Annotated in this window: 18 protein-coding genes; 17 read left to right on the top strand and 1 reads right to left on the bottom strand. The window is 28.3% G+C overall.

The window, feature by feature from the left end; translation table 11 throughout:
- From VLM92_RS14195 to VLM92_RS14130, 14 genes are all read left to right on the top strand, one after another.
- Positions 1-699, top strand: a 699-nt coding sequence (locus VLM92_RS14195) for a hypothetical protein (RefSeq protein ID WP_325276981.1), incomplete at its 5' end; no start/stop codon positions are given.
- A gap of 176 nt (positions 700-875) precedes the next feature.
- Positions 876-1,178, top strand: a complete 303-nt coding sequence (locus VLM92_RS14190) for a PadR family transcriptional regulator (protein WP_325276980.1) — start codon at positions 876-878, stop codon at positions 1,176-1,178.
- 153 nt (positions 1,179-1,331) lie between these two features.
- On the top strand, positions 1,332-1,982 hold the full coding sequence (locus tag VLM92_RS14185; protein WP_325276979.1) for an ABC transporter ATP-binding protein: 651 nt from the start codon (positions 1,332-1,334) through the stop codon (positions 1,980-1,982).
- The gene (locus VLM92_RS14180) at positions 1,982-2,734 is read left to right on the top strand and encodes an ABC transporter permease (protein WP_325276978.1); all 753 of its coding nucleotides are present in this window, start codon (positions 1,982-1,984) and stop codon (positions 2,732-2,734) included. The genes VLM92_RS14185 and VLM92_RS14180 overlap by 1 nt, the downstream gene beginning before the upstream one ends.
- A 186-nt stretch (positions 2,735-2,920) precedes the next feature.
- Positions 2,921-3,847 (top strand): peptide-methionine (S)-S-oxide reductase MsrA, encoded by a 927-nt coding sequence (gene msrA / locus VLM92_RS14175; RefSeq protein WP_325276977.1) that lies wholly within the window; start codon positions 2,921-2,923, stop codon positions 3,845-3,847.
- A 132-nt stretch (positions 3,848-3,979) separates the two neighbouring features.
- A complete protein-coding gene (locus tag VLM92_RS14170; RefSeq protein ID WP_325276976.1) occupies positions 3,980-4,303 on the top strand; it encodes a heavy metal-binding domain-containing protein in 324 nt (107 codons plus the stop codon).
- Positions 4,296-4,451, top strand: a complete 156-nt coding sequence (locus tag VLM92_RS14165; RefSeq protein WP_325276975.1) for a hypothetical protein — start codon at positions 4,296-4,298, stop codon at positions 4,449-4,451. The genes VLM92_RS14170 and VLM92_RS14165 overlap by 8 nt, the downstream gene beginning before the upstream one ends.
- Before the next feature lie 67 nt (positions 4,452-4,518).
- The gene (yqeB, locus tag VLM92_RS14160; protein ID WP_325276974.1) at positions 4,519-5,340 is read left to right on the top strand and encodes a selenium-dependent molybdenum cofactor biosynthesis protein YqeB; all 822 of its coding nucleotides are present in this window, start codon (positions 4,519-4,521) and stop codon (positions 5,338-5,340) included.
- Between the two features lie 40 nt (positions 5,341-5,380).
- Positions 5,381-6,196 carry an XdhC/CoxI family protein gene (locus tag VLM92_RS14155; protein ID WP_325276973.1) on the top strand — a complete coding sequence of 272 codons (816 nt, stop codon included), beginning with the start codon at positions 5,381-5,383 and terminating at the stop codon, positions 6,194-6,196.
- 44 nt (positions 6,197-6,240) lie between these two features.
- Positions 6,241-6,744 (top strand): MogA/MoaB family molybdenum cofactor biosynthesis protein, encoded by a 504-nt coding sequence (locus VLM92_RS14150; protein ID WP_325276972.1) that lies wholly within the window; start codon positions 6,241-6,243, stop codon positions 6,742-6,744.
- A gap of 49 nt (positions 6,745-6,793) precedes the next feature.
- On the top strand, positions 6,794-7,753 hold the full coding sequence (gene moaA / locus VLM92_RS14145) for a GTP 3',8-cyclase MoaA (protein ID WP_325276971.1): 960 nt from the start codon (positions 6,794-6,796) through the stop codon (positions 7,751-7,753).
- 1 nt (position 7,754) lies between these two features.
- Positions 7,755-8,222, top strand: a complete 468-nt coding sequence (gene moaC / locus VLM92_RS14140) for a cyclic pyranopterin monophosphate synthase MoaC (protein ID WP_325276970.1) — start codon at positions 7,755-7,757, stop codon at positions 8,220-8,222.
- Positions 8,223-8,239: 17 nt separating this feature from the next.
- The gene (locus VLM92_RS14135; RefSeq protein ID WP_325276969.1) at positions 8,240-8,671 is read left to right on the top strand and encodes an MOSC domain-containing protein; all 432 of its coding nucleotides are present in this window, start codon (positions 8,240-8,242) and stop codon (positions 8,669-8,671) included.
- Positions 8,672-8,941: 270 nt separating this feature from the next.
- Positions 8,942-9,217: a hypothetical protein gene (locus tag VLM92_RS14130; RefSeq protein WP_325276968.1), complete on the top strand. Its 276-nt coding sequence runs from the start codon at positions 8,942-8,944 to the stop codon at positions 9,215-9,217.
- Between the two features lie 57 nt (positions 9,218-9,274).
- Here the strand turns inward: VLM92_RS14130 and VLM92_RS14125 are convergent, their stop codons facing one another.
- Positions 9,275-10,885 (bottom strand): Na/Pi cotransporter family protein, encoded by a 1,611-nt coding sequence (locus tag VLM92_RS14125; RefSeq protein WP_325276967.1) that lies wholly within the window; start codon positions 10,883-10,885, stop codon positions 9,275-9,277.
- 393 nt (positions 10,886-11,278) lie between these two features.
- Here VLM92_RS14125 and VLM92_RS14120 point away from each other — a divergent pair, with 393 nt between their 5' ends.
- From VLM92_RS14120 to VLM92_RS17420, 3 genes are all read left to right on the top strand, one after another.
- On the top strand, positions 11,279-12,445 hold the full coding sequence (locus VLM92_RS14120; RefSeq protein ID WP_325276966.1) for a C40 family peptidase: 1,167 nt from the start codon (positions 11,279-11,281) through the stop codon (positions 12,443-12,445).
- A 162-nt stretch (positions 12,446-12,607) separates the two neighbouring features.
- Positions 12,608-13,150, top strand: a complete 543-nt coding sequence (locus VLM92_RS14115) for a biotin transporter BioY (RefSeq protein WP_325276965.1) — start codon at positions 12,608-12,610, stop codon at positions 13,148-13,150.
- 26 nt (positions 13,151-13,176) lie between these two features.
- On the top strand, positions 13,177-13,314 hold a 138-nt coding region (locus tag VLM92_RS17420; RefSeq protein ID WP_414708166.1), incomplete at its 3' end, for a DUF1284 domain-containing protein.

Genomic DNA, 13,314 nt, shown 5'->3' with positions numbered 1-13,314 from the left:
CGATATTTTCATAAGTTAAAGTCTATATTAAAAATTTTAAAAAAATCATATTCCTTGGTGGTTATAGATACAATAAACAGTCCATATCCAGGATATGAGGGATATATACAAAATATAGAACATGATATAGTATATATATCACGTAAGATAGATGAAAAGGCATATGCAATTATACCTATATCAAGTATAATTGATATTTATGCAAATAATGTTGATGTTGATGCAAAGCAAGTAGGAAAGATAAAAGAAAAAATAGACCACGTACTTATGAAGGATAAGAAAGAACAGCATAAAGACAAAGAAGCATTTATGGAAAAACAAGAAATAGAATATCAATTATATAAAATCTTAAGTAATTTAAAGAAAGAAAAAGATGATACATTACTTTTGAAAATATATACAAAATCTATAGTGTATCAAGTATATGATGAAATCAATTTAAGCCAAATTAGTACGATAACACCAGACTTTTTGTTTGTTTATTATATAGAGCAAAATCACGAAATAAATAATGAGGTTTTAATAATATTACCATTAAAATCAATTGATAGTATTATAATGTATAATGATAGTGCAATGCCTGTTATAATGCATACACCAAAAGAGAAATCTATACACCTTGTATACGAGGACTCTAAGGAAAATTTAATTTTAGCAAAACAAAATTCAAATAACACAGATGAAAATTGTGTTGATTGATAATAATTGGAGTAATGCGCCGGAGTTGGCGCTTTGACATATTGTTGATATGCCACCTTTATTTTTTATAAAAATAAATATATAATAAATATATTGAAGGTGAAAAGTTTTAAAATGTTAAATTATACACTACATATAATAAAACTTTGTAAATAACGGGGTAAGAGGTGACGCTTTTGGAAGAGAAAATATTAAGAAGAATATTTAATGGATTTATATATATACATATATTAGAACATGCTAAAAGAAAGCCATTTTACGGAACTTGGATGATAGAGCATCTAAAAGAACATGGATATTCATTAAGTCCAGGGACTTTGTACCCAATTCTTAGAGAAATGGAAAGTACAGGTATAATAGTAAAAGAGGATATAAATATAAATGGAAAAATAAGAAAATACTACAGCATTACAGAGGTAGGAGAAAAAGTATTAACAGATGCAAGAGAAAAATTAAAAGAATTAAAAATGGAATTTTAAAAAGACGCTTATGCGTCTTTTTTAGTACGAGAAACATTAAATTTTTATTGTGTATGTATATAACCTATGATACTATATAAATACAATATCGGTTTTCGATATCAAGAAGATATCAAAAGTAATAATTATTAAATTTTAAAGGAGAGACAATAAATGAGTTTATTAAGAATAAAAGATATCTCACTAAGAATAAATGAACGAGATATTTTGAAAAATATAAATTTAAATGTATTACAAAAAGACTTTATATTCATTTTAGGGCATTCGGGAAGTGGAAAAAGTACATTACTTAGAATTTGCGCTAGTTTAGTTGGTCAAAGTGATGGAGAAATATTACTTAATGATAAATCATATAGTGAATACAACCCAAAAGAATTAAGAAAAGAAATAGGATATATAGCTCAGGAACCTTGCTTATTTGGAGAACGTGTTAGAGAAAACTTTGAGTTTGTATATAACATAAGAAATATGAAAGTAGATTATGATAGAATTAATGAACTCTTAGAAAAGTTTAACTTAAGTAAAGACTATTTAGATAAAAGCATAGATTCGCTATCTGGAGGACAAAAACAAAGAATAGCTATAATAAGAGGTATTTTAGTATTACCTAAAGTACTTTTATTAGATGAAATAACTTCAGCACTTGATGAAGATAACAAGTTAATAGTTGAAAATATAATAAAAGACTTAAATGAAAGTGGAGTTAGCATAATTTGGGTCACTCATGATATTAGTCAATGTGAAAGATTAAATAAAAAGTATATAAAAATAGAAAATGGAAAGACAACAAAGGAGGCTTGCTAATGAGTATAATATCTTTAATTTTAGCATCACTTCTTTTAATACCTCCAATTTTAATATCATACAAAGAAAAATTAGGTTTAGAAAAAGATATAATAATAAGTATTTCAAGAGCTATTATACAACTTTTAGTAATAGGATACATATTAGAATATATATTTGACGTTCAAAATAGTATTCTAACAATTATTATGGTCATTATTATAGTAATGAATGCTTCTTTAAATACTATCAAAAAGGGAGAAAATATAAAAAAACCATTTATAATATCACTTATTTCAATTGGTATAGCGACTATTGTAACAATGACTGTTTTAGTTATGTCGGGATCCATTGATTTTGTACCTAATGAAGTTATAACAGTAAGTGGAATGGTGGTTAGCAACTCTATGGTAGCTATAAATTTATGTTATAAAAATATGAATAGTGGATTTAAAGACAAGATAAAAATAGTTGAAGCTAAATTATCTCTAGGAAGTAGTATAAAAGTAGCATCTCAAGAAATTATAAAACAAAGTGTAAAAATGGCTATGATGCCTTCAATAGATTCAGCAAAAACACTTGGAATAGTATCACTTCCAGGGACTATGACAGGACTTATATTAGCAGGACAATCACCATTGCTTGCAATAAAGTTTCAGATAATGGTTACATTTATGATTATAGCATCAACATCTATATCAACGATTATAGCAGGATATTTAGGTTATAAGTCATTTTTCAATGATAGATGTCAACTTATAAATATTCAATAAATTTTATTAACTAAGATTGAAATAGTTAGCCAAAACATTGATCAAGCAATGGATCTGGTTTATAGCTCGTTTGAGCTACGCGTGGCTCAAGTGGAGCGGATGTTTTAGATTAACAAATATATTGGTTAGTAAATATTTTCTTAGGGAATATATAAGAATAGAAAATTTACCTAAGGAGATGATGATATGAGAAAAATTGCAACTTTTGCAGGAGGATGTTTTTGGTGTATGGTAAAGCCTTTTGATAAATATAAAGGTGTAGAAAAAGTCGTATCAGGATATACTGGTGGCCATACCAAAAACCCAACTTATGAAGACGTATATACAGATAAGACAGGTCATATAGAAGCTATACAAATAACTTATGATGATGAATTAATAAGTTATAAAGAACTTTTAGATATATTTTGGAATCAAATTGATCCGACTGATGAAGGTGGTCAATTTAATGATAGAGGACATAAATATAAAACTGCCATATTTTATCATGATGAAGAACAAAAGAACGTTGCGATGAAATCAAAAAAAGAATTAGAAGAAAGTGAAATTTATATAAATTCAATAGTTACGATGATAATACCTGCTACTACTTTTTATGAAGCTGAAGAATATCACCAAGGATATTATAAAAAGAACAAAGAACATTATGATAGATACTACAAGGGAAGTGGTAGATTTGATTTTGTAAAAAGAAATTGGGCAAAGAAAAATCTAACAGATTTACAATTTCAAGTAACACAAAATGATATGACAGAGAAAGCATTTGAAAATGAGTATTATGATAATAAAGAAGAAGGAATATATGTTGATATTGTAAGTGGGGAAGTATTATTTTCATCAAAAGATAAGTTTGATTCAGGATGTGGATGGCCTAGTTTTTCTAAAGCCATAAATAATGAATGTGTATTAGGAAGATATGATTATTCACATGGCATGAAAAGAGTTGAAGTTAGAAGTAAAGAAGGGGATAATCATTTAGGACACGTATTTGACGATGGACCAAAGGAATTAGGTGGTATAAGATTTTGTATAAATTCTGCAGCATTGAAATTTATACCAAGAGATAAAATGATAGAAAGTGGCTATAGAGAGTATGTGTATTTATTTGAATAAATTATGATACATGATATTAGTTTTTATAGAGAGTTAGTTTAAATATTTAATATTTAATATTTAATATATAGAAAATTAACAGATTATGTATGCTATAATTTTGTTAAGTAGATTGTTAGAGGAGGGGTAGATTTGTTAATATTAACTATTGATAATGTTCCAGGGAAAAAGATTACTAAGGTTGTAGGGCTAGTAAAGGGAAGTACGATAAGAGCTAAGCATATAGGAAAAGATATTGGAGCTAGTTTTAAGCAAATTGTAGGTGGAGAACTTACAGGATATGATGAAATGATGACAGAAGCTAGAAAAATAGCAATAGGAAGAATGGTAGAAGATGCGAAGGCACAAGGTGCTAATGCTATAATAGGATTTAGATTAACTTCAGCAGCAGTTATGCAAGGAGCAGCAGAAATGCTTGCCTATGGAACTGGGGTTGTGGTAGAGGATGATGAGTAGTAATATATTTGCAGTAATTTTATTTATTCTTGGACTTTTAGTGCCAGGAGTTATATTTATTGGAAGCATATTATTACTTATAATTAAGATAATTGAGAGAAAAAAAGAAAAGAAAAACGAAGATCTGGATAAATATGATAAATATTAATTGATAAAGATAGTATAAGTAGTTTACATTTAAACTTCTTGTACTATTTTTATATACGGAGGATTTTATGAAAGACTTAATAATAGTAAGGGGAGCAGGAGATTTAGCAAGTGCTGTAATACACAAACTTAACCGATGTGGATTTAAAGTAGTAGCATTAGAAGTAGAAAAACCTCTAGCGATAAGAAGGTATGTATCGTTTTGTGAAGCTGTCTATGAAAAAGAAGTCACAGTACAAGGTGTTAATTGTAGATTATGTAAAAATATTAATGAAATAGATGAAGTTTTAAAAGATAATAAAGTTGCTTTAGTAGTAGACCCTTTAGGAAATTATATAGAAAAATTAAAACCTAAAATAGTAATTGATGCCATTATTGCAAAGAAAAATATTGGAACAAATAAAAAAATGGCTGATTTGACAATAGCGCTAGGTCCAGGATTTTGTGCTGGAGTTGATGTTGATGTAGTTATTGAAACTATGAGAGGCCATAATTTAGGTAAAATAATAAATGAAGGTTATGCTTTAAAAAATACAGGGGTGCCAGGAAGTATAAATGGAGTAAGTAAACAAAGAGTAGTTTATTCAAAATACTGTGGAATAATTACAAATTTAGCTAATATAGGGGATATAGTTAGAAAAGATCAAATAATTGCTCGCATAAAGGATAATAGTGGCATAAATCATGAAGTAAGAGCAAGTATAAATGGGGTTTTAAGAGGAATTATAAGAGAAAAGTCGAATATAATAAGTAAACTTAAAATATTAGATATAGATCCAAGAATAGATGAAGTTGAAAATTGTTATACCATATCAGATAAAGCAAGATGTATAGCTGGAAGTGTGTTAGAAGTTGTAGTGTCATATTACAATAAGATAGATAAATCATAAAATATAAACATTAAAATTTATGACTTTTGGGGGAATGTATATGCATGATAGGATTTTAGATAAAATAAATAATGAACTTAAAAAAGGAAATAAAGTAGCATTTGCAACGTTAACAGAAGTAAAAGGTTCTAGTCCAGGCAAAGCTGGCGCTACACTTGCTTATTTTAATGATAAAAGTATAATGGGAACTGTTGGTGGAGGGATTTTAGAACATGAAGTCATAACTAAATGTGCAATATGCTTAGAATCGGGACAAGATAGTTTGTTTACGCACTCTTTAAATGAAAATTCAGAGGACACATCCATGCAATGTGGAGGAAGTGTATCGGGATATATAAAAGTATTTAAGCCAAGACCAAGACTTTTGATAGTAGGTGGAGGCCATGTAGGGTTTAATATATACAATGTATCAAGAAGTTTAGATTTTTATACTATAGTAGTTGATGATAGGCAAGAATTTGGAAATAAACAAAGGTTTGAACTAGCGGATGAAGTTTATTTTGGAAATATATCTAAAATATTGAATGAATTAAGAATTGATGAAAATACATATGTAGTAATTGCTACAAGAGGATATGAAAAAGATTTAGAAGCTTTAAGGGAAATAATAAAAGAAGATCCATCATATATAGGTATGATAGGTAGTAGTAAAAAGTGGGAAACTTTAAAGACACAATTAATAAAAGAGGGAATAAAAGAAGATAAACTTAATAATGTTTATGCTCCTGTAGGACTCAATATTTGTTCTAACGAAGTAAATGAAATTGCATTTGCCATAATGGCAGAATTATTATTAGTTAAAAATAATGGCCATCTATCACACAGAAAAAATAAGAATTTAAGAATTGATAATTAATTTAAAATATAAAAAAATTGGGGAATAGACTATGGAGGTTAATTATGTTTAAAGTAGCAATAATAACACTCAGTGATAAGGGATATGAGGGACAAAGAGAAGATTTAACAGGACCTAAATTAAAAGAATATGTCCAAAGTAATGAATTGTATAAAGTAGTAAGTTACACACTAATAAAAGACGATATCGAAATGTTACAAAATGAACTTATAAGAATTTGTGATAATAATATAGCTGATTTAGTTTTAACTAATGGAGGAACAGGATTTTCTAAAAGAGATATAACGCCAGAAGCTACAAAGGCTGTTTTAGAAAAAGAAATACCAGGAATTAGTGAATATATGAGAATGAAATCTAGTGAAATAACTAAAAAGGCTATTTTAAGTAGAGGTGTAAGTGGAATAAGAAATAATTCTATAATAATAAACTTGCCAGGAAGTCCAAAGGGAGCTGTTGAAAATTTAAGCTTTGTAATGGATAGTTTAGACCATGGAATAGAAATTTTAAAAGGAGAAGCTACAGAATGTGCCACTAATGTAAAGAAATAGTATATAATTAGTTGTATATAAAATAGGCAAGTAAAGAGGGAAGCTAGTTATGATAGATAAATATGGAAGAAATATAAATTATGTTCGTATTTCGCTTACAGATAAATGTAATTTAAGGTGTGTTTATTGCATGCCATCAGATGTGGATTTTGAAAAAAACTATGTAAATGATGTACTTAGTTTAAATGATTACAAATTTATTATAAAAGGAATGTCTGAACTTGGAATAACAAAGGTAAGATTTACTGGAGGAGAACCACTTTTATATCCAAATCTAGAGGATTTAATAAGATACACTTATAAAGATTGTAAAATAGATGATATAGGTATAACGACTAATGGAATCGGACTTCATGAAATAGCATATGATTTATACCAAAGTGGACTAAAAAGTGTAAATATAAGTTTAGATTCATTAAAAGAATATAGATATAAAAGTATAACTAGATGTGGAGATTTAAAAGATGTTTTAAAGTCTGTTCACAAATGTTTGGATTTAGGAATTAAAGTAAAAATAAATTGTGTTGTGATAAATGGATTTAATGATGACGAGTTATTAGATTTTATTTTAATGACAAAATTTTATCCTATAGATGTTAGATTTATAGAACTTATGCCTTTAGGAGAAGCTAGAAAAATTTATCAAAAAGGGTATTTTAACATAGGAGAAATGATAAATGGCATAGATGAACTGTATAAAATAGATTCAAATGAAAAAAGTACAGCGCAGTATTATAAATTTGATGGATCAAAGGGACGAGTTGGAGTAATTACACCTATGAGTTGTTCATTTTGTAATAAATGCAACCGTATAAGAGTAACAGCAAATGGAAGTATTAAGTTGTGCCTTCATTCAAACGAAGAAATTGATATAAAATACTATCTTAATAAACCGTTGATATTTAGAGAAACAATGAAAGAAATGATATTAAAAAAACCGGAGAAGCATTATTTGAATGAAAATCAGTGTAGCGATACATCTAGAAAAATGTATCAAATAGGGGGATAATATGCTAACTCATATAAATGAAAAAGGTTATGCAAAAATGGTTGATATAAGTAAAAAAGATGATACTCAAAGAAGTGCAGTAGCAGTAGCAACGATTACTGTTAGTGAAGAGGTAATGGACAAAATAAAAAATGGACAAATAAAAAAAGGTGATGTTCTTTCGGTAGCTCAAGTTGCAGGAATAATGGGAGCTAAAAATACATCTATGAATATTCCAATGTGCCACCAAATTAATTTGGTAGGATGTGATTTAGAGTTTGAAATTAATGATAAAGATAGTAGTATAAATATATATGCAACATGTAAATCACTTGGAAAAACAGGTGTTGAAATGGAAGCATTAAATGCCTGTTCAATAGCAGCACTTACTATATATGATATGTGTAAAGCTATAGATAAAAGAATGATTATAAGTAACATTCATTTACTAGAAAAAACAGGTGGAAAGTCTGGAAATTTTAAATTTTAATACAAGGTGGGGGATAAATGGCAAGAGTAGTATCTATAAATATAAGCGAAAAAAAAGGTGTAATAAAAGTTCCTGTTAATAAGGCTGAGATTAAAACAGACCATGGGATAGTTGGAGATGCACATGCAGGAAACTGGCATCGTCAAATATCTATGCTAGCTGAGGAAAGTATAGATAAAATGAAAAATAAAGGCTTTAACCATTTAAAATTTGGAGATTTTGCAGAAAATATAACTACGAAAGGTATAGAAGTATATAAATTACCAGTAGGAACAAGATTAAAAATAGGGGACTGTGAAGTTGAAGTTACTCAAATAGGCAAAGAGTGTCATGGAGGGTGTGAAGTAAAAAAGATAACAGGAGACTGTGTTATGCCAAGAGAGGGAATATTTGTAAGGGTTATAAAAGAAGGAACAATACAAGTAAATGACAATATAGAAATATTATAATAAAAAAAGTATGGAGAAATCTCCATGCTTTTTTTATTATAACTGCTAAAATTGAAATAGTTCGCCAAAACGTTAATCAAGTAACAGACCGGATTTTTTAGAAATGTATAGATGAATATATTTAAATACAAATATTTAGGAATAAAAAAACTTATGAAAAGAATATAAATTACATATAAAGATATATCATTTTTACATTTTATAACTTAAGTTATATACAAAGTGTTTAAAAAATAATTTTTTATCATATAAAAAATAGAGGAGGCCAATATGCCAAAACAGCTAGCAAGAGGATTTGAAGAAAGACTTTTTAGAATTAGAATGCTATCTCATACAGGAGATAAAATACATATAAAATTGCCAATAAGTTTTGTGAAAAAAATGGTACAAAATAATGCGATAAATTTTTTTAATACTCAAGATGATATTATAGATAGTGAAAAACTATTAAATTTAATAATTCATTCATTTGATTACAATTTGTCTGGAGAAATAGCTCATTTAGAAAGAAAAAATGGAGATATAATAAAGATAATAATTGATTAAAAAATATATATGATTTAAGTTAAAAAGTACTAGTTATAAGCTAGTACTTTTTAAATATTATTTAATTTTTAAAACTTGTTCAGCTATATTTGAAGCGTGATCTGAAACTCTTTCTAGATTAGAAAGTAAATCAAGGTACAAAATTCCAGAATCAATAGTACATGAATTTTCATTCAATCTATGTATGTGAGTTTTTCTAAATGATTTTTCTAGGTAATCTACTTGCTTTTCAACTTCTAACACATGGAGTGCCAAATCTATATCGCGTTTATCTAACGCGATTAATGAGTTTTTAAAGTTTGACATAGACTTTTCATAAACATTATTGATTTCATCTAATGCAATTTCAGAAAATTCTAAGTCTAAGGATACTACATTTTTAGCAAGTTCAGCTATATTTTCTGCATGATCTGAAACTCTTTCAATGTCATTTACAGTATGGAAGAGCAAATCAGTTTTAAATCGCTCATCTTCACTTAAAGGAGATTTAGATAATTTCACTAAATAATTTAATATGTCCTTTTGGAGTTTATTAACAATTTTTTCACTTGCAAATGTAGTTTCAATATCATCAGAGCTTTTATTAATAACTCCTTTTAAGGATGAATCAAGTGCAATACAAGCTTTATTACCCATTCTTAAAACTTCCTTTATAGTATTTCCAAGAGCTATAGATGGTGTTTCTAACATTCTTTCATCTAAAAATTTAGTATTACTTGTATTTTCATTTTCATTTGTTTTTTCAGGAACCAAAGCCAGAGAAAGTTTTACTATATATCTAGAGAATGGTAAAAGTACTATAACATTCACTAAATTAAATAAAGTATGAGCATTTGCTATTTGTCTAGCAGAGTCAGTTGGGTCTATTGAACTAACAATTGACGTAATAGGTTTATTTAAAATAAGAATAAATATTATAGTTCCTATAACATTAAAGCTTAAGTGCATTATAGCAGCTCTTTTTGCATTTCTGCTTGCACCTATACTAGAAAGTAATGAAGTAACACAAGTACCTATGTTATCTCCGTAAAGTATAGGTAGTGCTGATGATAATGGTAACAGACCTTGTGATGCTAAAGCTATTAACATACCCATAGAAGCACTAGAACTTTGTACAATTCCTGTTATTAAAAACCCTGCAAGTATACCTAGTATTGGATGAACACCAAAGTACAATAATGCATTTTTAAACTGAGGCAATTGTGCTAATGGCTTAACTGCATCTTTCATAAATTCCATACCAGTAAATAGTATACCAAATCCGATAAGAATCTCTGCAAGATTTTTGTACTTTTGATTTGAATTAAATAAGTATATAACTATACCAATACCTAAAGAAATAGGAGCTAATCCTTCTAAATTAAAAGATACAAGTTGAGCTGTAACAGTAGTACCGATGTTAGCACCCATTATAACTCCGATTGCTTGAGAAAGAGTCATTATTCCAGCATTTACAAATCCTACAATCATAACTGTAGTTGCACTAGAACTTTGTATAATAGCAGTAACTACGATACCTACTAAAACTCCCATAAGCACATTGCTTGTTAAAAACTCTACGATTCTTTTTAATTTATTTCCCGCTGATTTTTGAAGACCTTCTCCCATTAAGTTCATACCATATAGGAAAAGACCTAACCCCCCAATAAGGCTTATTGCTATAGTCAATTTTACGTCCTCCTTAAAAATTATTCTTATGTAGCATTTCAGTTATTTAGTTGATTTTTATATTTATGTTTCCCATAAAATTGAGAAATCAAACTTACAAATAGGGAATCAAATCTTTATAGATACTATAAATTAGAATGAAAATAAGTTTAAATAATATAATATAACAAATTATTATATAGATGCAAATAAAAAAAGAAAATATAAAAACTATTAACTGATAATAAGTTGAAAAATGGAATTTGCAACAAAAAAAAGAAAAAAAACATAAAAATGTAAAAAAATTCATAACAAATTCGCATTTAAAGTATATAATATATATAAGAATTATTTTGAAGATTTAAGTTTTAAAATATATATTGATAGAAAATATATAAGGTGAGGAGATTAGTTATGTTAGAGAGAAAGGTAGCAGTAGCTGTATGTGCAACTACGGTAGGTTTGGCTATGGCGACAACAGCTTCATTCGCAAATACAAACCAGGGAACCGTAACGGCAAGTGCGTTAAATATAAGGAGTGGACCAAGTACAAGTTATGCAGTAATAACAAAATCATATAAAGGTGATAAAGTAGAAATATTAGAAAGTTCAAATGGATGGCATAAAGTAAAATTATCAAATGGGAAAATAGGATGGGGAAGTGGATATTATATAAGTACATCTTCTAACCCCGACGACGGATCATCTTCAGGCGATGTAAATACACCATCAACAGGTAAAACAGGAACAATAACAACATCAGTATTAAATATAAGAAGTGGACCAAGTACAAGTTATGCAGTAATAACAAAATCATATAAAGGTAACAACGTAGAAATATTAGAAAGTTCAAATGGATGGTATAAAGTAAAGTTATCAAATGGAAAAATAGGATGGGGAAGTGGATATTATATAAGCACATCTTCTAATCCCGACGACGGATCATCTTCAGGCGATGTAAATACACCATCAACAGGTAAAATAGGAACAATAACACCATCTGCATTAAATATAAGAAGTGGACCAAGTACAAGTTATGCAGTAATAACAAAATCATATAAAGGTGATAAAGTAGAAATATTAGAAAGTTCAAATGGATGGTATAAAATAAAGTTATCAAATGGAAAAATAGGATGGGGAAGTGGATATTATATAAGTACATCTTCTAACGCAGATGACGGGTCTTCAAATGATGAATCAACTCCACAAGATAAAGAACAAGCAATAGTAAATCTTGCAAAAGCTCAATTAGGAAAACCATATGTATGGGGAGCTGAAGGCCCAAGCAGCTTTGATTGTTCAGGATTAACATATTACATATACGGAAAAAATGGAATAAAGCTACCTAGAGTTTCAAGAGATCAATATAGCGCTGGAACACATGTTAGTTCATCTAATTTAAAGCCAGGTGATTTATTATTCTCAAGTACAAATGGAAGCGGAAATATAACTCATGTTGGTATATACATAGGAAATGGAGAAATGATACATGCTCCAAAACCAGGAGATGTAGTACAAAAAACTAGTATAAATAGTTCTTATTGGCAAAAAGCTTATGTAGGAGCAAAGAGAGTATTATAAAATAATAAGAATAAAGAGTGAGTATCTCAAAATGAATTTAATCATTAAGAGATACTCTTTTTTCTATATAAATAATGTTTGCTTTCCAAATTAATATAATATATAATAAATGTAAACTAATAATGATAAAAAGGTAAACGTAAAAACAAGGAGGAATTACATATGAAGTTGTCTATTAGAGATTTAATAATATGTTCATTATTTGCCAGTGTAACTGCAATACTTGCTCAAATATCAATACCTATTCCATTTACAACAGTACCACTTACAATGCAAGTATTCGCAATTATGTTGTGTGGAATGTTGCTAGGGAGTAAACTTGGATTTATATCTCAAGTAATATACTTATTGATAGGAGCAATAGGTATGCCGGTATTTGCACAAATGAGAGGAGGCCTTGGAGTTTTATTGGGGCCTACAGGTGGATTTTTAGTATCATTCCCAATAGCTGCTTTTATAGTAGGGTATTTTTCACAGAAATATAAATCTAAACTGTCAGTGATACTAGGCATGGTTTTAGGGCTTGTTATTATTTATATAATAGGAACATTACAATTTTGTTTAATAACAAAGGTAAGTTTTATGAGTGGAATTATGGCATGTGTATTGCCATTTGCATTTACAGATTTAATAAAAATAGGATTAGCATATGTTATAGGTAGTAGTATTTATAAAAGAGTAAATATAGGGATTAGAACGTGTTAAAGATAAGACCACATCACATTTTGTGTATGAAAGCTTATGTAGGAAAAGGATATAGTCAAGAATTTAGTGAAAATATAGAAAGTATAATAAAACAACTAAAAGATGATTCAAAACAAATACAAATAGTATTTGGATTAGATGATATATGTAGTAAATGTCCATAT

This window comes from Romboutsia sp., assembly GCF_035470145.1.
Taxonomy (GTDB): Bacteria; Bacillota; Clostridia; order Peptostreptococcales; family Peptostreptococcaceae; genus Romboutsia_D.
Note: the sequence above shows the minus strand (reverse complement) of the source record. Positions and strands in the feature narration are given on the sequence as shown.

Excerpts from the sequence above, each read along its gene's own strand:
- VLM92_RS14130 (WP_325276968.1), top strand. The coding sequence starts at position 8,942 with ATGCCAAAACAGCTAGCAAGAGGATTTGAAGAAAGACTTTTTAGAATT.
- VLM92_RS14135 (WP_325276969.1), top strand. The coding sequence starts at position 8,240 with ATGGCAAGAGTAGTATCTATAAATATAAGCGAAAAAAAAGGTGTAATA.
- VLM92_RS14180 (WP_325276978.1), top strand. The coding sequence starts at position 1,982 with ATGAGTATAATATCTTTAATTTTAGCATCACTTCTTTTAATACCTCCA.
- moaC (WP_325276970.1), top strand. The coding sequence starts at position 7,755 with ATGCTAACTCATATAAATGAAAAAGGTTATGCAAAAATGGTTGATATA.
- VLM92_RS14185 (WP_325276979.1), top strand. The coding sequence starts at position 1,332 with ATGAGTTTATTAAGAATAAAAGATATCTCACTAAGAATAAATGAACGA.
- msrA (WP_325276977.1), top strand. The coding sequence starts at position 2,921 with ATGAGAAAAATTGCAACTTTTGCAGGAGGATGTTTTTGGTGTATGGTA.
- VLM92_RS14115 (WP_325276965.1), top strand. The coding sequence starts at position 12,608 with ATGAAGTTGTCTATTAGAGATTTAATAATATGTTCATTATTTGCCAGT.
- VLM92_RS14155 (WP_325276973.1), top strand. The coding sequence starts at position 5,381 with ATGCATGATAGGATTTTAGATAAAATAAATAATGAACTTAAAAAAGGA.
- yqeB (WP_325276974.1), top strand. The coding sequence starts at position 4,519 with ATGAAAGACTTAATAATAGTAAGGGGAGCAGGAGATTTAGCAAGTGCT.
- VLM92_RS14120 (WP_325276966.1), top strand. The coding sequence starts at position 11,279 with ATGTTAGAGAGAAAGGTAGCAGTAGCTGTATGTGCAACTACGGTAGGT.
- VLM92_RS14150 (WP_325276972.1), top strand. The coding sequence starts at position 6,241 with ATGTTTAAAGTAGCAATAATAACACTCAGTGATAAGGGATATGAGGGA.
- moaA (WP_325276971.1), top strand. The coding sequence starts at position 6,794 with ATGATAGATAAATATGGAAGAAATATAAATTATGTTCGTATTTCGCTT.
- VLM92_RS14165 (WP_325276975.1), top strand. The coding sequence starts at position 4,296 with ATGAGTAGTAATATATTTGCAGTAATTTTATTTATTCTTGGACTTTTA.